Here is an 18,118-nt window from a genome sequence, read left to right on the forward strand (position 1 = left end):
TTCAGAGGTTGAGACCCGGGATGGCAGCCAGCAGCTCCCGCGTGCACTCCGCCTGCGGCTGCTCGAAGATCTGCTCGGGCGTGCCCGACTCGACGATTCGGCCGCGCTGCATCACATGCACCTCGTGCGAGATCATGCGCACCACCGCCAGGTCGTGGCTGATGAACAGGTAGCTGAGCCCCAGGTCGCGCTGCAGATCGGTGAGCAGCTCGAGGATCTGCGCCTGCACCAGCACGTCGAGCGCCGACACCGCCTCGTCGAGCACCACCAGATCTGGGTCGAGCGCGAGCGCCCGCGCAATCGCGACGCGCTGCCGCTGACCTCCCGAGAGCTGATGCGGATACCGCGGCCCGTAGTCAGCCGCCAGCATCACGTCGTCGAGCAGCTGCCCGACCTTCTTCGCCCGCTCTGCTCGAGAGCCGATGCGGTGCACCTTCAGCGGCTCCTCGATCAGCTCGGCGACCGTGTACCTCGGGTCGAGCGAGGCGAACGGATTCTGAAACACCGGCTGCACCTTGCGCCGGATGCCCATGAGCTCGCGCCGTTTCAGCGTGCTGATGTCGTCGCCGGCGATCTCGACCGTTCCCTCGGTCGCATCTTCGAGGCCGAGCAGCACGCGCGCGGTCGTCGACTTGCCAGAGCCCGACTCGCCCACGATCGACACCGTGCGGCCGCGCGGAATCGTGAAGCTCACCTCACGAGCAGCCCAGAACGGCTCTGCCTGACCGCGGATGCGGTACGACTTTCCGAGGCCGGTCACGCGGGCGAACGGTTCCGGGTCAGCGTCCGCGCCACCGGCAGCGGCACCAGCACCAGCAGCAGCACCGGCAGCGGGCTTCTCGACGAGCGACGTCGTCATGAAGCTCGGAGCCGCCTCGACCAGCCGCTTCGTGTACTCGTGCTTCGGCTGCTCGAGAATCTGCTTCGCAGCACCCTGCTCGACAACCTCGCCGCGATACATCACGAGCACCCGGTCGGCGCGCTCGACAGCGAGCGGCAGGTCGTGCGTGATCAGAATGACGGATGCGCCGAGCTCTTCTGTGAGTGCGTCGAGGCGGTCGAGCACCCGGCGCTGCACCGTCACGTCGAGGGCGCTGGTGGGCTCGTCGGCGATGAGCAGCCGCGGCTGGCACGCGAGCCCCATGGCGATCAGCACGCGCTGCCGCATGCCGCCGGAGAACTCGTGCGGATACTGGTCGATGCGCTGCTCGGCGTCGGGAATGCCGACCATCTCGAGCAGCTCGACCACCCGCTGCCGCTTGTTCTCGCCGCCGGCGCCGTGGGCCCGCAGCACTTCGAGAATCTGGTCGCCGATGCGGTGCATCGGGTTGAGGTTCGACATCGGGTCTTGCGGCACGAGGCCGATCTGCGCACCGCGGAGGCTGTTGAGGTCGCGCTCGGCCATCGTCGTGATCTCGGCGCCGTCGAAGCGCACCGAGCCGCCCGAGATGCGGCCGTTGCTCGCGAGCAGCCGGTTGAGGCTGGCGGCGATCGTCGACTTGCCAGACCCCGACTCGCCCACGATCGCGAGCGTCTCGCCGGGCAGCACCTCGAACGAGACGCCCTTGATCGCCTCGAGCTCGCCGCGGGCGGTCGAGAAAGCGACTCGCAGGTCGTCGACCTTGAGCAGTGGTTCGGTCACGCAGTGCCTCCTGAATTGCTGTTGAGTCGTGCGTCGAATGCGGCCAGGCCCGCTCGCCAGAGCTGGTCGACCGGGGCCAGGCGCGAGGCGGCGACCGGCTCGGCGTCGTGCAGACGGTTCGAGAGCCACGTCACCACGAGCGAGGGCTGCTCTTCGGTTGCAGGCGAGACGCCCACGAACGTGCCCGTGAAGCCGGGGTGCCCCACCAGGGTGCGCCGGCATCCGTCCCACTCGATGTCATAGACGCGAACGCCGCGTCCGATGCCGTTCACGGGCTCTTCGGCCAGCTCTTCGGCGATCTCGAGCAGCAGCTCGCCGAGGGAGAGCAGCCCCTCGGCCGTGCTGAACCAGCCGGCGTGACCGGCCGCGGATCCGTACGCGTGATGCGCATTGCAGTCGTTCGTCTCGCCCTGAATGACCTCGGTGCGCCACGCAAAGCCATCACCATCGGCATCCACCGGATACGGCAGCCCAGTCGCCACCATCTCGCGCTCGATCGCGTCGCCGACGCTCGAAGCGGCGCACGGCGACGGCACTCCGGCCCGCTCGTCGGCGAACTCTCGTCTGAACGCCGGACCGAGCACGCTGCGCACGGCATCCGGGTAGGGCGTGCCGGTCAGCTCTTCGATCACAGCCGCGGCCACCTGCATCCCGAGATCTGAGTAGACGGTCTCGGTGTCAGGAGCCGACGCCGGCTCGTCAGCCAGGATGCTCGCGATCGGATCAAAGCCCGCAACACCAGCGCCCGCTTCGAGATACAGCGGCTTCCACGGCCGAAAGCCGCCGCGATGCCGCAGCAGCTGATCGACCGTCACCGAGCCATACTCCCCGGCCCGCCCGCCAAGCACGTCAGCCAGCGTCGTCTGCCACTCCACAAGCCCCGCCCGCACCAGCACGCACAGCGTGAGCGTCGTGACGAGCTTGCTGACCGACGCCAGATCATGCCAGTGGCCGACGGTCATCGGCTCGCTGGGCTGCAGTCGCGCAAGGCCCTCGCAGGCGACGTGCCGCGCATCCGCGACCTGTACCGCCATGCAGGCACCCGGAGGCACGTGCCAGTCGGCGTCCTGGTCGAGCAGCCGCACGTCAAGCTCATGCATCAGCTGCCCCCTGAATCACGAGCGACGTGGGCGCGGGCCCAGCCGAAAGCGACAGCGGGTGCACGCCCGGCGTGATCGACCCCAAGACGGATGCGCGAGCAGCGCCGGTCGCAGACGCCACCGATCCAGCGTGGCCGTGGGCGGTGAGCCAGCCGAGCAACGCCATGAGCACGGCCTCTTTCGAGTCGGGTTCGAGCCCGAGTTCGCTCGACGAGGCGATGCGCACATCGGGCAGCAGCTGCTCGAGGCGTGCCATGAACGCGGCGTTGTGCACGCCGCCGCCCGAGGCGAACAGCTCAGCCAGGCCCTCACCCCGGACAGCGTCTGCCACGGTCTGGGCCGACAGCTCGGTGAGCGTGGCGACGAGGTCTGCGTCGCTCACCGAGAGCCCGTCCAGCGCGCCCTCGACGAAATCGAGGTTGAACACCTCTTTGCCGGTGCTCTTCGGGGCCGCAAGGCCGAAGTATTCGTGTGCGAACATCCGCTGCAAAAGCACCTGGTCGACCGTGCCGGATGCCGCGATCGCTCCCCCGTCGTCGTATCCCGAGGCGTGCAGGCCGCGGTCAAGCACCACCGCGTCGACGAGGGCGTTTGCGGGCCCGGTGTCCCAGGCGCGCACCTGCTCGCCGACGACCGTGACGTTGGCGATGCCGCCGAGGTTCAGCAGCCCCGTGACGCCCGGCCGCGAGCCGCCGACGAGTGCGTCGATGGTCGATGCGAGCGGGGCGCCCTGGCCGCCGGCTGCGATGTCGCGAGCGCGGATGTCGCTGACCACGGTGAGGCCGGTGGCCTCGGCGATCCAGGCGGGCTGGCCGAGCTGCAGCGTGCCGCGGGCGGTCTGCCCCTCGACCCAGTGGAAGACGGTCTGCCCGTGCGAGACGACGAGGTCGATGCCATCGAAGCGCCGCTGCATGTCGGCCGCGACCAGCGCGAAGGCCTGGCCGATGCGGGTGTCGGCCATCGTGACGGCGTCGATCGTGGTCTGGTTCGGCGGCAGCAGCGCGATGATCGCCTGCCGCAGCTCGGGCTCGTACTGCTGCGAGTCGGCCGCGACCACGGTGGCGTGCAGCTGCGAGCCGCGCTGCTCGAAGTCGACGACCGCTGCGTCGATGCCGTCGTGTGACGTCCCCGAGATCAGCCCCAAAACACTCATGCCCTGCTCGCTCATTCGCCCTCCTCCAGAACCGTGCGAAGTCTGCCGCCGGCTGCCACGAGCATCGCATCAGCGGCTTCGCAGCTCACGTCGCGCTCAATCATGACAACCGCCACTGACACCCGACCCTCGCTCGACTCGAGCGCTTGCTCTGCGGTGCTGCGCCGCGCATCCGTGATCTGCTGCACGATGCGCACCGCGCGCTCCCGCAGCTTCTCGTTGGTCGCCGACACGTCGATCATGAGCGAGCCGTAGGTCTTGCCGAGCCTGATCATCGTGATAGTCGAGAACATGTTGAGCACGAGCTTCTGCGCCGTGCCCGACTTGAGCCTGGTCGATCCGCTGATCATCTCGGGGCCGACGATGATCTCGATCGGGTGCTCGACGTGGCTCGAGAGCTCGCTGCTCTCGTTGCACGCGAGGCCGACGGTCAGCGCGCCGAGCTCGCGGGCGTAGTCGCACGCGCCGATGACGTATGGCGTGCGGCCGCTCGAGGTGACGCCGATCACGACGTCTGCGCTCGTCAGCCCGTACGCCTCGAGGTCGGCGGCTCCGGCTGCCGGGTCGTCTTCTGCGCCCTCGATCGCGTTCTGAATCGCGCTCTCGCCGCCAGCGATGACGCCGATGACGCGGCCGTGCTCAGAGAACGTCGGCGGAACCTCAGATGCATCGAGCACGCCGATGCGGCCCGGGGTGCCCGCGCCGACGTAGAACAGCCGGCCACCGCTCTGCACGCGCGCAGCGGCCGCCTCGATGGCCGGAACAATCTCCGCGAGCGCTCGCTCGACCGCAAGCGGCACGGTCTGGTCGGCCTCGTTCATGGCCCTCGCGAGCGACTCGACAGAGCGCTGGTCGAGGTCGTCGAAGGCGCGGTCGACGCTCTCGGTCGTCAGGGAACTCAGGTCAGACATCGGTCACCTGTCCTCTCGTGTCACGTCGAGCACGTCGCTCAGGCCATCCCCCAGCAGGTTCAGGCCGATGATCAGCAGCACCAGCGCGATGCCCGGGCCGACCAGCAGCCAGGGCGCGATCGTGACGAGGGTCTGCGATTCGAGCACCATCGAGCCGAGCGAGGGTGCCGGCGGCGGGGTGCCGAGTCCGAGGTAGCTGAGCGATGCCTCGGTGAGCACGGCCCACGACAGCGACAGCGTCAGCTGCACGATCACGATGTTCGAGATGTTCGGCAGAATGTGCCGCCACACGATCGCGAGCGGACCCATGCCGGTCGCCTTCGCCGCGTTGACGTACTCGACCTCGCGCAGCGCCAGCACCGGGCCGCGGGCGACTCTGATGAAGATCGGCACGAACACGACGGCCACGGCGATCGAGACGGTGAACCAGTTGCGAGCCAGAACGGATGCGAGCGTCAGTGCCAGCAGCAGCGACGGGAACGCGAACAGCACGTTCGAGACGGCACCCACGATGACGTCGAAGACGCCGCGCAGATAGCCGGCGAGCACGCCCAGCCCGATGCCGACGACGGCGCTGATGACCGTTGCGACCACGGCGACCATGAGCGAGTTGACGATGCCGGCGGCGACGCGCGAGAGCTGGTCGCGGCCGAACTGGTCGGTGCCGAGCCAGTGCGCTGCGCTCGGGGCCTGCATGCGCGCCGATGCGTCTTGCGCGAGCGGGTCATACGGCATGAGGCCGAAGAAGCTGAGCACGCCGAGCAAGACGATGAGCAGCACGATACACAACCCCACGGCGCCCGCGCCATTGCGCATGAGCTTCGTGAAGCGGCGCGACTTCGGCTTCTGAGCGTCAGCAGCCTGTGTGATGATCGCGGCGGTCATTCTGCCCTCACTCTCGGGTCGATGCGTCGGTAGAGCAGGTCGGTCGCGAGATTCACGAGCACGAACAGCAGCGCGATGATCAGCACGGTGCTCTGCACGACCGCGAAGTCCTTCTGGTTGATCGCGAGCAGCACCTGGCGACCGAGGCCGGGCAACGAGAAGATCTGCTCGATCACGACAGCGCCGCCGAGCAGGAACCCGAACTGCATGCCTGTCATGGTGACGATCGGCAGCGACGCGTTGCGCAGAATGTGGTTCCAGCGCACGCGCTTGACCGAGATGCCCTTGGCGCGGGCGGTGCGCACGAAGTCGAGCTCGCTCACTTCGAGAAACGACGCGCGAGTGGTTCTGAGAATGGGCGCCGCGACGCTGAAGCCCAGCACGGCAGCCGGAATGATCATCTGGTTGAAATTCAGCAACGGATTCTCCCACGGATGCGCGTACGGGAGTCCGTTCGGGTTGAAACCCAGCAGCTGGGCGGCGATCGTGAGGATCGCGGCACCGAGCAGGAACGTCGGCACGCCGAGGCCCAGCAGGCTGATCGACTGACCGAGCCAGTCGCGGAACTTGCCCTTGGCGGCCGCGGCCAGCACGCCGAAGCCGACCCCGATGACCAGTGCGATGATGATGGCCAGCAGCGCCAGCTGAAAGGTGACCGGCAGCGACTGCATGGTCATGTTCGCGACCGTCTCCTGGCCCCTCGTCGAGATGCCGAGGTTGCCGGTGAGCAGCTGCCCCGCCCAGCTGAAGAACTGCACGAACAGCGGCTGGTCGATGCCGTAGTACGCCTCGAGTGCCGTGCGCTGCTCCGGCGAGAGTGCGGCTGCTTCCGTGCCGTATGCGGCCTGGATCTGGTCGCCCGGCAGCGCCCGCAGCATGATGAACACGAGCACGGCCACGCCGATCAGTGTTCCGATCGCCGCCAGGATGCGCCGAAGCACAGGCGACTCGAAGAGTTTGCGAAGCACGAGGCCCCTTTCATCAGTGCGATGCCGCGCACCTGCAGTGGTTGCGGTGCGGGCCGCAGCTGCGGTGCCGCGTTCGTGCGACACCGCAGCGAGGGCGGTTCTAGCCGATCGACGCGTCGCGCAGACCGAGCAGGCTGCCGCTCACGAGCGGCTCGAAGCCCTGCACCTGCGGCGCCATGGCCGTGTAGTTGTAGCCGGTGAACAGCCAGATCCACGGTGCCTGGTCCTCGAGGTAGCCCGAGATCTCGGCGTAGATCTCCTTGCGAGCCTCGGGGTCAGACTCCGAGCGGCCCTCCAGGAACAGCGCGTCGAGCTCGTCGGTGCTGAACGCTGCGACGTCGTTCAGGTTGCCCGTCGAGGTGAAGTAGCGGCCGTAGGTCGCGTCGGGATCAGCGGATGCGCCATTCAGCGCGACAGCCATGTCAAAGTCGGTCGCGATCCAGCGGTCGACGTATGTGCCCGATTCGAGCGGCTCGAGTTCGACCTCGATTCCTGCCTCGGCGAGCTGCGACTGAATGGTCTGTGCCTCTGCGATTGCAGTCGAGTATCCGTCTTGCATGGCGATCATCTTGAGGCTGAGCCCGTCTTCGTAGCCGGCGTCTGCCAGGTACTGCTTCGCCTGCTCGACGTCGCGCTCGGGGCACGGGCGGTCAGTGGGGTCGGACTTGAAGCTCGGCGACGTGATCGGACCGATGACCTCGCCCTCGCCCATCGCTGCCGACTCGAGCACGCCTTCGCGGTCGATCGCGCACGAGATCGCGAGGCGAACGTTGACGTCGTTCATGGGCTCGCGCTCAGAGTTGAGCTGCAGCACGTGCATGTCGAGGCGCGCGGTCTCTTCGACCGTGATCTCGCCGCCGACCGTCGATGCGACCGTTGCGTCGTCGAACACTGCCATCTGCACGTTGCCTGCCTGCAGCGCCGAGACGACTGCCGACTGGTCGGGGATCACCCGGAACTCGATGGTCTCGAGCGCCGGTGCGCCGTACCAGTAGTCGGGGTTCGCGGCGAGCGTCACCGACTGGTTGGGCGAGCGGTCCTGCAGCGTGAAGCCGCCGGTGCCGACGGGGTTGTTCTCGACGTCGGCGAGATCGACGTCTGAGGGCATGATCGCGGTGCCGAGGCTCGAGAGCTTCGAGAACAGCGCCGCATCGGGCTGCGTCAGCGTCATCTCGAGCGTGTGCGGGTCGGTGGCCTCCATGGCATCGATCGACGCGAGGTTCGCAGCCGACACAGCCGCGGTCTCGGGGTCTTGGATCGTCTCGTACGAGGCGATGACGTCTTCTGCGTCGAACTCGCTGCCGTCGCTGAAGGTCACGCCCTCGCGCAGCTTGAACGTGACCGTCAGTCCGTCTTCGCTGACCTCCCACGACTCGGCCAGGCCGGGCCCCGGGTTGAGCTCTGCGTCGAACTCGACCAGCGACCCGTACATCTGGGTCAGCACATCGACCGCCTGGTACTGCGTGGCAGTCCAGGGGTTGAGGGAGTTGATGTCGGTCGTCACGCCGATGACCAGATTCTGCTCGGCGGCGCCGTCGCCGCCCGTCTGCTCATCCGTCGTCACGCCCTCGGCACAGCCCGTGAGGGCGAGTGCCGATACTCCGATGGCGGCGACGAGCTTGGGCAGCCGTCGTTGTCTCTTCGCCTTCATGTCAGCTCGTTTCTCGTGTTTCGTCAACGAGCGTTCCATGGTGCGGCGCGTCGTTGAACCGTCGTGGTGAGCCTGTGGGGCTCCTTGTGTGTGCTTGCGTGGTGCTTGCTGTGTTGCTTGCGTGTTACGAAAGTACACGGTTTCTGAATTTAGGGTTACGTTACTACATACTGCACAATGTCGATAGTGGCGTGTCGGGAATCTCGAAGGCGAGAGCCCGACGGCGAATGTGAAGGGAGCCTCCGTGACTGAGGCAGCACGCAAGGGCGCAGAGCCCATCATCGCGACGCGCGCCGCAATGCCCGCGCTTCGACCGGCTGAGCGCCGAGTCGCGCAGCTGCTGCTCGACGACCCGGCCGGGTTCTCGAAGATGAGCGCCGGCTCCGTTGCCCGCGCCGTGTCGACCTCGTCGACGACCGTCATCAGGTTTCAGCACGCGATCGGCTACGAGCGATTCGTCGACCTGCGCCACGACCTGGCGCTCGACGCCGCCCGCGAGCGCCGTGCGACCGAGTCGATTCCGGCCGAGCCGCTCGACATCCAGCAGGGCGACACGCTCAAGCAGGTGATCGCGAAGATCGCGCGCGACGAGACGCTGTCGATCGCCGAGACTGCCGACGTGCTCTCGAGCGAGGCGCTGGCCGAAGCGGTGGAGGTCGTGACCGAGGCGACTCGAGTCGACATCTTCGGCATCGGCGCGAGCGGCATCGCGGCGACCGACTTCCAGCGCAAGCTCACCCGAATCGGCCGCATTGCAATCGAGTGGTCGGATGCGCACGCAGCATGGACGAGCGCCTCCGTTCTCGAGACAGGGGCGGTCGCCATCGCCATCTCGCACTCGGGCCGCACCTTCGACACGATCGAGTATCTGCGGCTGGCGCGGGCGGCTGGCGCGAAGACCGTGGTGATCACGAACTTTCCCGACTCCCCCATTGCCGAGCACGCGGATGTGGTGCTGCAGACCGCTGCGCGGGAGTCGCCGCTCAGGTCAGGAGCACTCGGCAGTCGCATCGCGCAGCTGATGGTCATCGACGCCCTGTTCGTCGGGGTTGTACAGCAGCGGTACGACGAGTCGATGGTCGCCATTCGCACGAGCTACGCCGCCGTGCGCCAAGCCACCTGATGTTGCGAAAAACGCACCGGTTTGACAGTCAAACCGGTGCGTTTTTCGCAACATCAGTTCGTGGTGAGCTGCCCGAACATGTGCAGAGCGAGAGCTCCCCCTGCCCCCGCCGCCACCGCAGCCGCTGCTGGCAGCACCAGCGCATCCGATCCGCGCATCCGATCCGCGCATCCGCGTCTCTTCTGCGTCGAGCCCGTCGAGCCTCGTCCACCCGGCGAATGCCCGCTCGCGCTGCGGCATGATGAGCATGACGATGCCGCCCGCGGCCGCGATCAGCAGCAGCGAGACCACGATCTTCAGCGGTTCGACCACGCCTTGGCCTGCGACGGCGTCGAGGAAGACCGCGGCGCCCGTGCCGCCGACGACCGCGGGCAGCGCCCACCAGGCGGCGGGAGGGCCGAAGCCGCGGGCGATCATGATGCTCCAGAACACGGCGCCTGCGATGCCGACGAGCCCGACCCCCAGGCCGCCGAGGTTCGCGACCTGGCAGACGTCGTCGGCGTACTGCTCGCACACGCCCTGGTCGACCGAGAAGAAGCCGGCGATCGAGACGACCGCGAGGGTGACGCCGCCGCCGAGCACGAACCAGCTGAGCAGCAGCCCGACCCAGCCCGTGCCGACGCTGCCGCGCACGGTGGTGCGGGGCTTGCGGAAGAGCTTCTGTGAGAGGCGGAGCATGGTGACCCTATGATCTCACCGCCCGTTTGTTGCGAAAAACGCACCGGTTTCACCGTCAAACTGGTGCGTTTTTCGCAACTCAACCGTGCATGAGAGCGGCGATCACCAGCATCACCGGCAGCGAGGCGAACGTCGTCAGCAGAATCACGTCGCGTGCGATGATCTCGCCCGTTCGGTACTGCAGCGCGTACTGATACATGTTCTGCGCGGTCGGCAGCGCCCCAAGCACCGTCACCGCATACACCTGCTCGGGCGGCAGCTGAAACACGAACTGCGCGAACACCCACGCGACCACCGGCATCACGACCGCCTTCAGACCCGCAGCGAACAGCACCTCGCGACGACCCGTGCCCGGCGCCAGCGGCTTCGAACCGCTCAGCGACGCACCGAACGCCAGCAGCATCAGCGGAACCGCAGCTCCGCCGAGCGTGTCGAGCGGCTGCACCACGAACTCCGGCAGCTCGAACCCGGTCACAGCGACGACCAATCCCAGCAGCGACGCGATCACAATCGGGTTGCGCACCGGCTGCGTCAGAATGCGTGCAGCCGACAGCCGCCCCTGCTTCTGCATGTCGAGCGCGCCGAGCAGCAGCGGCGCCATGATGATCAGCTGCAGCAGCATGATCGGTCCCACGTACTGCGCGTCGCCGATCACGTAGATCGCCACCGGCAGGCCGATGTTGTTGATGTTCGTGTAGACCGAGAGGTTCGTGCCCATCGCGAGGCGACCCTTGTCCTTGGTGAACCAGAGCCTCGCGACGACGTAGTAGATGATCCCGACCGTCACGATCGCGAGCGCCGAAGCGCCCAGCACTCCCGAGAACACGACCGCGACGTCTGAGCGCGAGATGATCATGAACAGCAGCGCCGGGCTCGCCGCGAAGAAGGCGACGCGGTTGAGCACGATGCGGCTCTCGCTGGTGACGATGCCGATGCGCGCGAGCAGCCAGCCCACGAAGATGACGAAGGCGATGATGCCGAAGCCCATCAGCACGCCCTGCAAGCAGACCTCCCGGTTGCGGTGTTCTGTGGCGGATGCCCTACTGCGGAGTCAGTCCGAGGTCGTCGAGCGAGATGGCCGCCAGGTACGGAACACCCTCGGCTTCGATGACGCCCTGGGCGCCGGTCGCCCGATCGACGATCACAGCGACAGCCACCACTTCAGCACCCTCGCGCCGCAGCGCTTCGACGGCCTTGAGCGGGGATCCGCCTGTCGTCGACGTGTCTTCGACGACCACGACGCGCTTGCCCCGCACATCCGGCCCTTCGATCTGCTTGCCACGGCCGTGATCCTTCGGCTCTTTGCGCACGACGAACGCGTCGAGTGCGAGACCGCGAGCGCCGGCGCGGTGCATGACGGCGTTCGCGAGCGGGTCGGCGCCGAGGGTGAGGCCGCCGACGGCGTCGATGTCGGGCAGGTCGGCGATGAGGTCGAGCAGCACGTCGCCGATGAGGGGCGAGGCCCTGTGGTCGAGCGAGAGCTTGCGCATGTCGATGTAGTACGTCGCCTTGCGGCCCGACGAGAGCTTGAAGTCGCCGTGGAACACGGCCTCGTCGCTGATGAGCTGGATGAGTTGGTCGCGCGCAGTCACGAAGTCGAGCCTACTCGTCGCCGTAGCACCCACCCTCGACATAGTCGCTGATGCGGTCGGGGTGGTCGTCGGCGATGACGGTGGCGTGCAGGGTGTACGAGCAGCCGCCTCCGCCCGCTGTCATGCCGGCAAAGGGTGCGCACGCCATGGTCGAGTCGCTTCCGTCGTTGGCAACGACCAGGAGACATCCTCGCTTCTCACCGTCTTCTGTCTTCTGCAGCACATAGAGCGAATTGGTGTTGTCGCTGCCTGCGAGACGAACGCTCGAGGCGTCAACGCCCTCGGCCAAGTCGTCGGTGACTGCCGCAGGAAGGTCGGCGGGTTCGCCGTGTTCGAACGGACCGGGATCGGATGCGCATCCCACGACCAGCAGTGCCGCGGCCGCCATCATCCCGACGGTGATAACTCTCGCTCGCCTCTTTGCGCTCATGCTTCGACCCTAACCCACGCTCTCGTGGCCGTTTGTGTCGAATAACTCTGGTGTTTGACGGTCAAACACCAGAGTTATTCGACGCTGCTTGCGGGGCAACTACTGCATGACATAGAGTAACTACTGCACGACATGAAGTAATCCGCCCCAACCGACCAGCAAGGAGGTGCACATGCTCGCAAGCGACCTGGTTCGCAGCACGATCGACCTCGTGATCCTGAGCGTGCTCACCGAAGGCCCCTCATACGGCTACGCCATCGCCAAGCGCGTCGACCAGATCTCAGAGGGCGAATACACGACCAAAGAGACCACCCTCTACGCGGCGATCCGCAGGCTCGAAGCCCGCGGCGACCTCACCTCGTTCGCCGGCTCAGAGTCCGGCGGCCGCCCCCGCACCTACTACAGCCTGACCGAGTCAGGAACAGCCCACCTTCACCAGCGCATCGCCGACTGGCACACCGCCCAGCGCGCGATCGCACGGTTTCTCACCCGAGAGGCACATCAATGAACGACGCAATCCACACCTACATCAACGGCCAGTTCACGACGCTGCCACGCACGCCCGAAGTCGAGCGGGCACGCCAGGAGCTGCTGCAGATGAGCGAAGACAAGTACACCGAGCTGGTCGCAGCCGGCGTCAGCGCGAACGAGGCGACCGGCCGCGTGATCACCGAGTTCGGCAACCTCGACGAGCTCGCCGACGACCTCGGCATCCGCGCAGAGTTCGACGGAGTCTCAGCTGTTCCGCCGGTTCCGATCGCAACGAGAGCGGATGCCGACAAGGCCCTCGCAGGCGGCCGTCGCGGAGGTCTTCTGGTCGGCGGCGGGGTGCTCGTGATCCTGCTCGCCCTCGCCGCTGTCTCAGCGATGAGCGATCAGCTGATGACGCCCGCGGTGCTATTTCCGGCAGTCGCGATCGCGGTCGGGCTGTTCATCTTCGGAGCGTTCTCGATGCGTCCCGTCGGCCCCTTCAAGACCGGAGACGTGCGACTCGACTTCAGCGACGCATCCCACTTCCGTCAGCTTGCCGAGCGCAGCCAGTGGATGTTCATCACCGGTCTTGTCGTCGGCGTTGGCCTGCTTGTGCTGGCGCCTGGCGTGTCTGGCATTCTGAGCGGCCTCGACCTCGACGGAGCCGCGGGGCCCGGCTTTCTCGTGATGATCGGGCTCGGCGTATTCGTGCTTGTCGCTTCGGCAAATCAGCACGGCACGCTGCAGACACTCGCGAAGGCTGACAGGCCTGCCGCATCGATCGGCGCCGCATTCGGCGGATTCGGCGGCTCGTCTGAGGCAGAGAAGCGCACCAATTGGCGCATCGGCCTGATCGCACCGATCTACTGGCCGGCGATCGTCGCGGTGTACCTCGGGTGGAGCTTCATCTCGCGCGACTGGCACATCACCTGGATCATCTGGCCCATCGCCGGCATCGCGTTCGCGGTGTTCGTCGGCATCCTGCGGGCGGCCTCGCAGTGGAATGGCCGCCAAGCCTCCTGAGCTGACGCGTCACGCTGACCCGATCAGTGTCGAATAACTCTGGTGTTTGACTGTCAAACACCAGAGTTATTCGACACTGGCGAAAGGCTGGGGGCGACCGGCCCACGCCATGTAACGCGCGGTCGGGCTCGCGTCATCAGCCGCGGGCACCTCAGCGGCGAACATTGCCGGCTTGCGAATCAGCTCCTCGGGCGCGTGCTTCTTGAAGGCCTCAAGCCAGGTCAGCGTGCGCGAGTCGAACTCGAGCGGCTCAGTGAGCCCCACGTGCACGAGGCCGCCGCGAACATCCCAGGCGTGCAGCGTCATGTCGAGCGCAGGCAGCGTGAACCGATTGGTGATCTGGTCCGCGTCTGCGGACTCGAGCGCAGCGCGCAGCTCGTCGCGCACCGCATCCCACTCCTGCACCGCGGCGTAGTCGTTGACGTCGATCATGCCCTGCATCCGCCCGGGCTCCTGCCCGGCCAGCAGCCGCAGCGTCAGCTCGCGCTGCACGTGCACGACGTGGCGGATCAGCTCGCCGATCGTCCATTCGCTGCACGCAGACTGCAGGCCGATGTTGTCGGCGGCATCCTGCACCTCGGCGTCGAACAGGGCAATGGCTGCGATGAGTCGCTCTTTGGTCTCCACAGCCACGAGTCTGTCAGGCTTCGGGTGCTTATACGCTGGATGCATGCGCATTGCCTCGTGGAACGTCAACTCGATTCGCACACGCGTCGGCCGCGTCGTCGACTGGCTCGAGCGCAGCGACACCGACGTGCTGTGCATGCAGGAGATCAAGTGCAAGCCCGAGCAGTTTCCGTACGAGCGGTTCGAGCAGGCCGGCTACGAGGTGCAGGCGCACGGCCTCAACCAGTGGAACGGCGTCGCGATCGCCTCTCGTCTTCCGATGACGGATGTGCGGCGCGACCTGCCAGCGCAGCCCGGCTATGCGAACACCGGCGATCCGATTGTCGAGGCTCGCGCGATGTCGGCTGAGGTCGAAGCCGTGCGGCTCTGGAGCCTCTACGTGCCCAACGGCCGCGAGCTCGGTCACGCCCACTACGACTACAAGCTCGAATGGCTGCGCACGCTGCGCGATGAAGCTGTGCGCGCATCCGACCAGCTCGTCGCCTACCTCGGCGACTACAACATCGCCCCGCTCGATCACGATGTGTGGAGCATGGCCGCCTTCGAGGGATCGACCCACGTCTCGCAGCCCGAGCGCGACGCGTTCAACGCGCTGATCAGCGCGGGTCTGACCGACGTCGTGCGCGACTACGCCGAGGGCTATACCTACTGGGACTACAAGGCAGGCCGCTGGCAGAAGAACGAAGGCATGCGCATCGACTTCGCACTGACAACGCCCGCGCTCACGGAGCTCGTGACGGATGCGCACATCGACCGAGACGAGCGAAGCGGCGACTCCCCGAGTGATCACGTGCCGGTTGTGGTCGACTTCGACCTCGAGACCGAGCTCGACGACGATCGGCCGATGATCTTCTAGCTGCCGGCAGCATGCCGAAACCGCTGTTTCGGTGTTTTTTGCCACTTCGCGCTCGATGATCGGCTCGCGCTCGAAACGCGCAATGCTGCGGGCCGCTCGCGCAACCCTTTTGCGCGAGCGGCTCTCTACGCTTGAAACACACAAGTTTTCGGCAATGAGAAGAGGCAGATCGATGTCGATGGAAGCCACGGCAGTGAGCGCCGCAGAGCTCGCACAGCAGCCCGCATGGCAGCGCATGAAGTCGGCAATCGCCGAGCTGCAGCCCATGCAGAACAAGAAGGGCGAGGTCGAGAACACCGCCGACCACGCACGCGCCGCAGAGCTGATCGGCGAAATCGTTGCGACCATCCGCGAGCTTGCTCCGCTGTTCCCGCACAACGCCGAGTACATGGACCAGGTCGCGCTCGACTTCGAGCGCTGGGTCGAGGCAGGCGTCGGCACCGAGCCCGACTTCCTCGACTCGCTCGTGCTCTTCCAGCCGCAGCAGCACCGCATCGACGGACTCACGCACCTCGTGATCTTTCCGATGCTCACGCAGAACGGATCGCGCGAGCGCAAGGTCGAGGCAGTGCTCGTTGAGGCCATCTGGCCTGAGTTCATCGACGCGCTCGAGCAGGGCGACTACTCGAACAAGCTCTTCGTGCCGCTGCGATTCCTCGACTTCACCGCTGGCTACGACACCAACTCGGCAGTGCTGTTCCCCGAGACCGTCGCCATTCGCGAGGTGCCTTCGTTCACGTGGGGCGCGATCTTCCAGGACCGCGAGGCCGCCCGCTACCGCCGCGTCGTCAAGGCCGCGACCGAGATCACGAAGCTCGAACTGCCCCCACTGGCTGCCGAGATGCTCGAAGACCAGCACCTCACAGAAGAGACCTTCGTGATGTGGGACCTCATTCACGACCGCACGCACATGCGCGGCGACCTGCCGTTCGATCCGTTCATGATCAAGCAGCGCATGCCGTTCTTCCTCTACTCGCTCGAAGAGCTGCGCTGCGACCTGACCGCATTCCGCGAATCAGTCAAGATCATGCGCGAGCTCGAGAAGAAGGAAGGCCGCGACGAGGCTGACGAGAAGCAGCTGAAGATGGCGCAGGCCACGCAGTACGCGATCATCTTCGACCGCATCTTCCGCTTCACCGTCACCGGCGGCCGCGTGCGCAACTACGACGGACTCGGCGGCCAGCTGCTGTTCGCGTGGATGCACCAGAAGCGCGTGCTGCACTGGACCAACAACGCCCTCTCGTTCGACTGGGAAGACGTGCCCGACGTCGTCAACCAGCTCGGCGAGGCGATCGAACTGCTCTACTGGAAGTCGATCGACCGCTCGAAGCGCGCCCACTGGGTCGCCGCCTACGAGCTCGTGTCGAGCGTCGTTGAGCCGCACCCCGCATCCGTCTGGAAGACCGGAAACCTGCCGTTCGAGGGTGCTCCGCGCGAGATGACCGACCTGGTGATGGACGACGAGTTCCCGCTGTCGATGTTCTACGAGGCGTTCGAGAAGAAGATTCGCGACGTCATCGAGTCGACGAAGGGCATCACGGGCGCTTCCGAAGCCTGAGTTGTTGCGAAAACGCACCGGTTTGACTGTCAAACCGGTGCGTTTTTCGCAGCTTCAGGCGAGCCAGAGCAGAGCGCGGGCAGCCTCATCAGGCACGCCGAGGTCGAAGCCGGTGAGCCTGCGAAACTGCGCGAGCCGATTCACCACCGTGTTGCGGTGCACGAACGTGCGCTCGGCAGTCACCTTCACGGATCCCGTTGCGCAGAACGCGCGGGCCGTGGCGATGAGCCGCGTGGCTTCACCCTCGTCAAGCTCGGCGAACGCCGACATCACAGGGTTGCCGATGCCCGGAAGCTCTGCCTCCAGAAGGCGGCGCGCGATGGCGAGCTCGGCATCCGCGATCGTGATGAGACCTCCTGCACCGCCTGCCGGCGCGACCTCGTCTGCCAATCGCGCCAGACGCCGAGCCCGAATCGCCGCATCGGGAACAGCGGCTAGACCGTGCACTCGGCGTACGACGCTGCCGCGCAGGCTCTCATCGCGCAGGCCCGGATCCCGTAGGCCCGGATCGAACGAAGCGTCGTCACCGTCGAGTCGAAGCAGCACGAGCCCTTCGTCGACCTGCCACTCGACCACGGCGTCGTCGACGCCCACACGCAGCTCATCGACGTCGATCACGCACATCACGGCGAACAGCCCGTCAACGGGCATGCCCAACGCAGGGGCCACCTCTGCCGCCAGCTCATCTGCTGCCGCGTCGGTGCTGAGCAGCCTGGCGAATGCTCGACGACTCTCGGTGCGCGAATCGCGACCCAGCGCATCGATTTCTCTGAGGTACGCGATCTGGACATCTCCTATGTAGGTCTCGACGACGGTCAGCACCTCCTCGGCGTGAGCGACCAGGAGATCGGCTGGCGCGTCGCCCTGCGCACGCACGAGTCCGCCCCAGATCACCCGAAAGTCAAGACGAACGGCTTCCAGCAGAGCCTCACGCTCGACGCCCTGTTGCGCCCGGCGACGCCCGAGTCGCTCGGGCAGACCGCGAAGCCGCTCGGGAACTTCGGCGCCTGCAATCTGCAGAATGAGCATTTCGAGCGTCGTGTCGGCGTTCGACCAAAGGTCTTCGCTGCCCACGTCGATGTTCGAGTAGTAGCCCTGTTCGTCGAGCAGTTCCAAGAAGTGGTCAACGAGGGATGCGCGTTGCTCCGAAAGTCGTTCGAGGAGATCACCCCAGGCGGCCTCAGAGTCGGTTTGGGTCACGAAGGCCACCTCGCAATCATGCACTTGCACCGTCGAAGCAAGCTTACGACGTGAGTTTGCGCCACACGAGCGGCCTCAGATTGGGCAAACAACCAGTGCAGTGTGTCAATTCATGTGCGGATGCCGATTGCCCGGCTGCGACCGCGCGGGGGTTAATGGTGAGAGCAGATCTGCGGCCGTGTCACAGGTGCGTGGCAGACTCGTAATGGATGGCGAGAAGCGCTTGACGACAACGAAGTCCGACCCCGAG

At 66.4% G+C, this 18,118-nt stretch carries 17 protein-coding genes; 5 read left to right on the forward strand and 12 right to left on the reverse strand.

Going from position 1 to position 18,118, the window contains the following annotated elements; genetic code table 11:
- Position 1: 1 nt before the first annotated feature.
- The 7 genes from CZ674_RS07870 to CZ674_RS07900 form a co-directional block, all read right to left on the reverse strand.
- Complete coding sequence (locus tag CZ674_RS07870) at positions 2–1,642, reverse strand: dipeptide ABC transporter ATP-binding protein (protein ID WP_086991971.1); 1,641 nt, start codon at positions 1,640–1,642, stop codon at positions 2–4.
- A complete protein-coding gene (locus CZ674_RS07875) occupies positions 1,639–2,742 on the reverse strand; it encodes a serine hydrolase domain-containing protein (RefSeq protein ID WP_086991972.1) in 1,104 nt (367 codons plus the stop codon). The genes CZ674_RS07870 and CZ674_RS07875 overlap by 4 nt, the downstream gene beginning before the upstream one ends.
- Positions 2,735–3,910, reverse strand: coding sequence for an anhydro-N-acetylmuramic acid kinase (locus tag CZ674_RS07880; RefSeq protein ID WP_234988504.1), 1,176 nt, complete (start codon positions 3,908–3,910; stop codon positions 2,735–2,737). The genes CZ674_RS07875 and CZ674_RS07880 overlap by 8 nt, the downstream gene beginning before the upstream one ends.
- Positions 3,907–4,806 (reverse strand): N-acetylmuramic acid 6-phosphate etherase, encoded by a 900-nt coding sequence (murQ, locus tag CZ674_RS07885; RefSeq protein WP_086991973.1) that lies wholly within the window; start codon positions 4,804–4,806, stop codon positions 3,907–3,909. The genes CZ674_RS07880 and murQ overlap by 4 nt, the downstream gene beginning before the upstream one ends.
- Before the next feature lie 3 nt (positions 4,807–4,809).
- Positions 4,810–5,691, reverse strand: a complete 882-nt coding sequence (locus tag CZ674_RS07890) for an ABC transporter permease (protein WP_086991974.1) — start codon at positions 5,689–5,691, stop codon at positions 4,810–4,812.
- On the reverse strand, positions 5,688–6,659 hold the full coding sequence (locus tag CZ674_RS07895; protein ID WP_200810062.1) for an ABC transporter permease: 972 nt from the start codon (positions 6,657–6,659) through the stop codon (positions 5,688–5,690). The genes CZ674_RS07890 and CZ674_RS07895 overlap by 4 nt, the downstream gene beginning before the upstream one ends.
- A 100-nt stretch (positions 6,660–6,759) precedes the next feature.
- Positions 6,760–8,310 (reverse strand): ABC transporter substrate-binding protein, encoded by a 1,551-nt coding sequence (locus CZ674_RS07900; protein WP_086991975.1) that lies wholly within the window; start codon positions 8,308–8,310, stop codon positions 6,760–6,762.
- Between the two features lie 244 nt (positions 8,311–8,554).
- On the opposite strand from CZ674_RS07900, the gene CZ674_RS07905 reads away from it, so the two are divergent.
- Entirely contained in the window at positions 8,555–9,433 is an 879-nt protein-coding gene (locus tag CZ674_RS07905) for a MurR/RpiR family transcriptional regulator (protein ID WP_234988505.1), read from the forward strand.
- A 757-nt stretch (positions 9,434–10,190) separates the two neighbouring features.
- Here CZ674_RS07905 and CZ674_RS07915 read toward each other — a convergent pair.
- Genes CZ674_RS07915 through CZ674_RS07925 form a run of 3 tightly spaced genes read right to left on the reverse strand, consistent with a single transcriptional unit; the run spans position 10,191 to position 12,133 of the window.
- The gene (locus CZ674_RS07915; RefSeq protein WP_234988512.1) at positions 10,191–11,105 is read right to left on the reverse strand and encodes an AEC family transporter; all 915 of its coding nucleotides are present in this window, start codon (positions 11,103–11,105) and stop codon (positions 10,191–10,193) included.
- A gap of 46 nt (positions 11,106–11,151) precedes the next feature.
- Positions 11,152–11,745, reverse strand: a complete 594-nt coding sequence (pyrE, locus tag CZ674_RS07920) for an orotate phosphoribosyltransferase (RefSeq protein ID WP_086991978.1) — start codon at positions 11,743–11,745, stop codon at positions 11,152–11,154.
- Positions 11,714–12,133, reverse strand: a complete 420-nt coding sequence (locus CZ674_RS07925) for a hypothetical protein (RefSeq protein ID WP_143244691.1) — start codon at positions 12,131–12,133, stop codon at positions 11,714–11,716. Before CZ674_RS07925 ends, pyrE begins: the two co-directional genes overlap by 32 nt.
- A gap of 172 nt (positions 12,134–12,305) precedes the next feature.
- Between CZ674_RS07925 and CZ674_RS07930 the strand changes: the two genes are divergently transcribed.
- Positions 12,306–12,641 carry a PadR family transcriptional regulator gene (locus CZ674_RS07930; protein ID WP_086991980.1) on the forward strand — a complete coding sequence of 112 codons (336 nt, stop codon included), beginning with the start codon at positions 12,306–12,308 and terminating at the stop codon, positions 12,639–12,641.
- On the forward strand, positions 12,638–13,627 hold the full coding sequence (locus CZ674_RS07935) for a permease prefix domain 1-containing protein (RefSeq protein WP_086991981.1): 990 nt from the start codon (positions 12,638–12,640) through the stop codon (positions 13,625–13,627). Before CZ674_RS07930 ends, CZ674_RS07935 begins: the two co-directional genes overlap by 4 nt.
- 66 nt (positions 13,628–13,693) lie before the next feature.
- Here the strand turns inward: CZ674_RS07935 and CZ674_RS07940 are convergent, their stop codons facing one another.
- Entirely contained in the window at positions 13,694–14,254 is a 561-nt protein-coding gene (locus tag CZ674_RS07940; protein WP_159456934.1) for a DinB family protein, read from the reverse strand.
- Between the two features lie 43 nt (positions 14,255–14,297).
- On the opposite strand from CZ674_RS07940, the gene CZ674_RS07945 reads away from it, so the two are divergent.
- Complete coding sequence (locus CZ674_RS07945; protein ID WP_086991983.1) at positions 14,298–15,110, forward strand: exodeoxyribonuclease III; 813 nt, start codon at positions 14,298–14,300, stop codon at positions 15,108–15,110.
- A gap of 154 nt (positions 15,111–15,264) precedes the next feature.
- Complete coding sequence (locus CZ674_RS07950) at positions 15,265–16,668, forward strand: DUF6421 family protein (protein ID WP_407640220.1); 1,404 nt, start codon at positions 15,265–15,267, stop codon at positions 16,666–16,668.
- A gap of 54 nt (positions 16,669–16,722) precedes the next feature.
- Here CZ674_RS07950 and CZ674_RS07955 read toward each other — a convergent pair whose 3' ends face one another.
- Positions 16,723–17,868, reverse strand: a complete 1,146-nt coding sequence (locus tag CZ674_RS07955; protein WP_143244692.1) for a helix-turn-helix domain-containing protein — start codon at positions 17,866–17,868, stop codon at positions 16,723–16,725.
- Between the last annotated feature and the right edge of the window lie 250 nt (positions 17,869–18,118).

The sequence above is a fragment of the Agrococcus casei LMG 22410 genome, from assembly GCF_900163565.1.
GTDB lineage: Bacteria > Actinomycetota > Actinomycetes > Actinomycetales > Microbacteriaceae > Agrococcus > Agrococcus casei.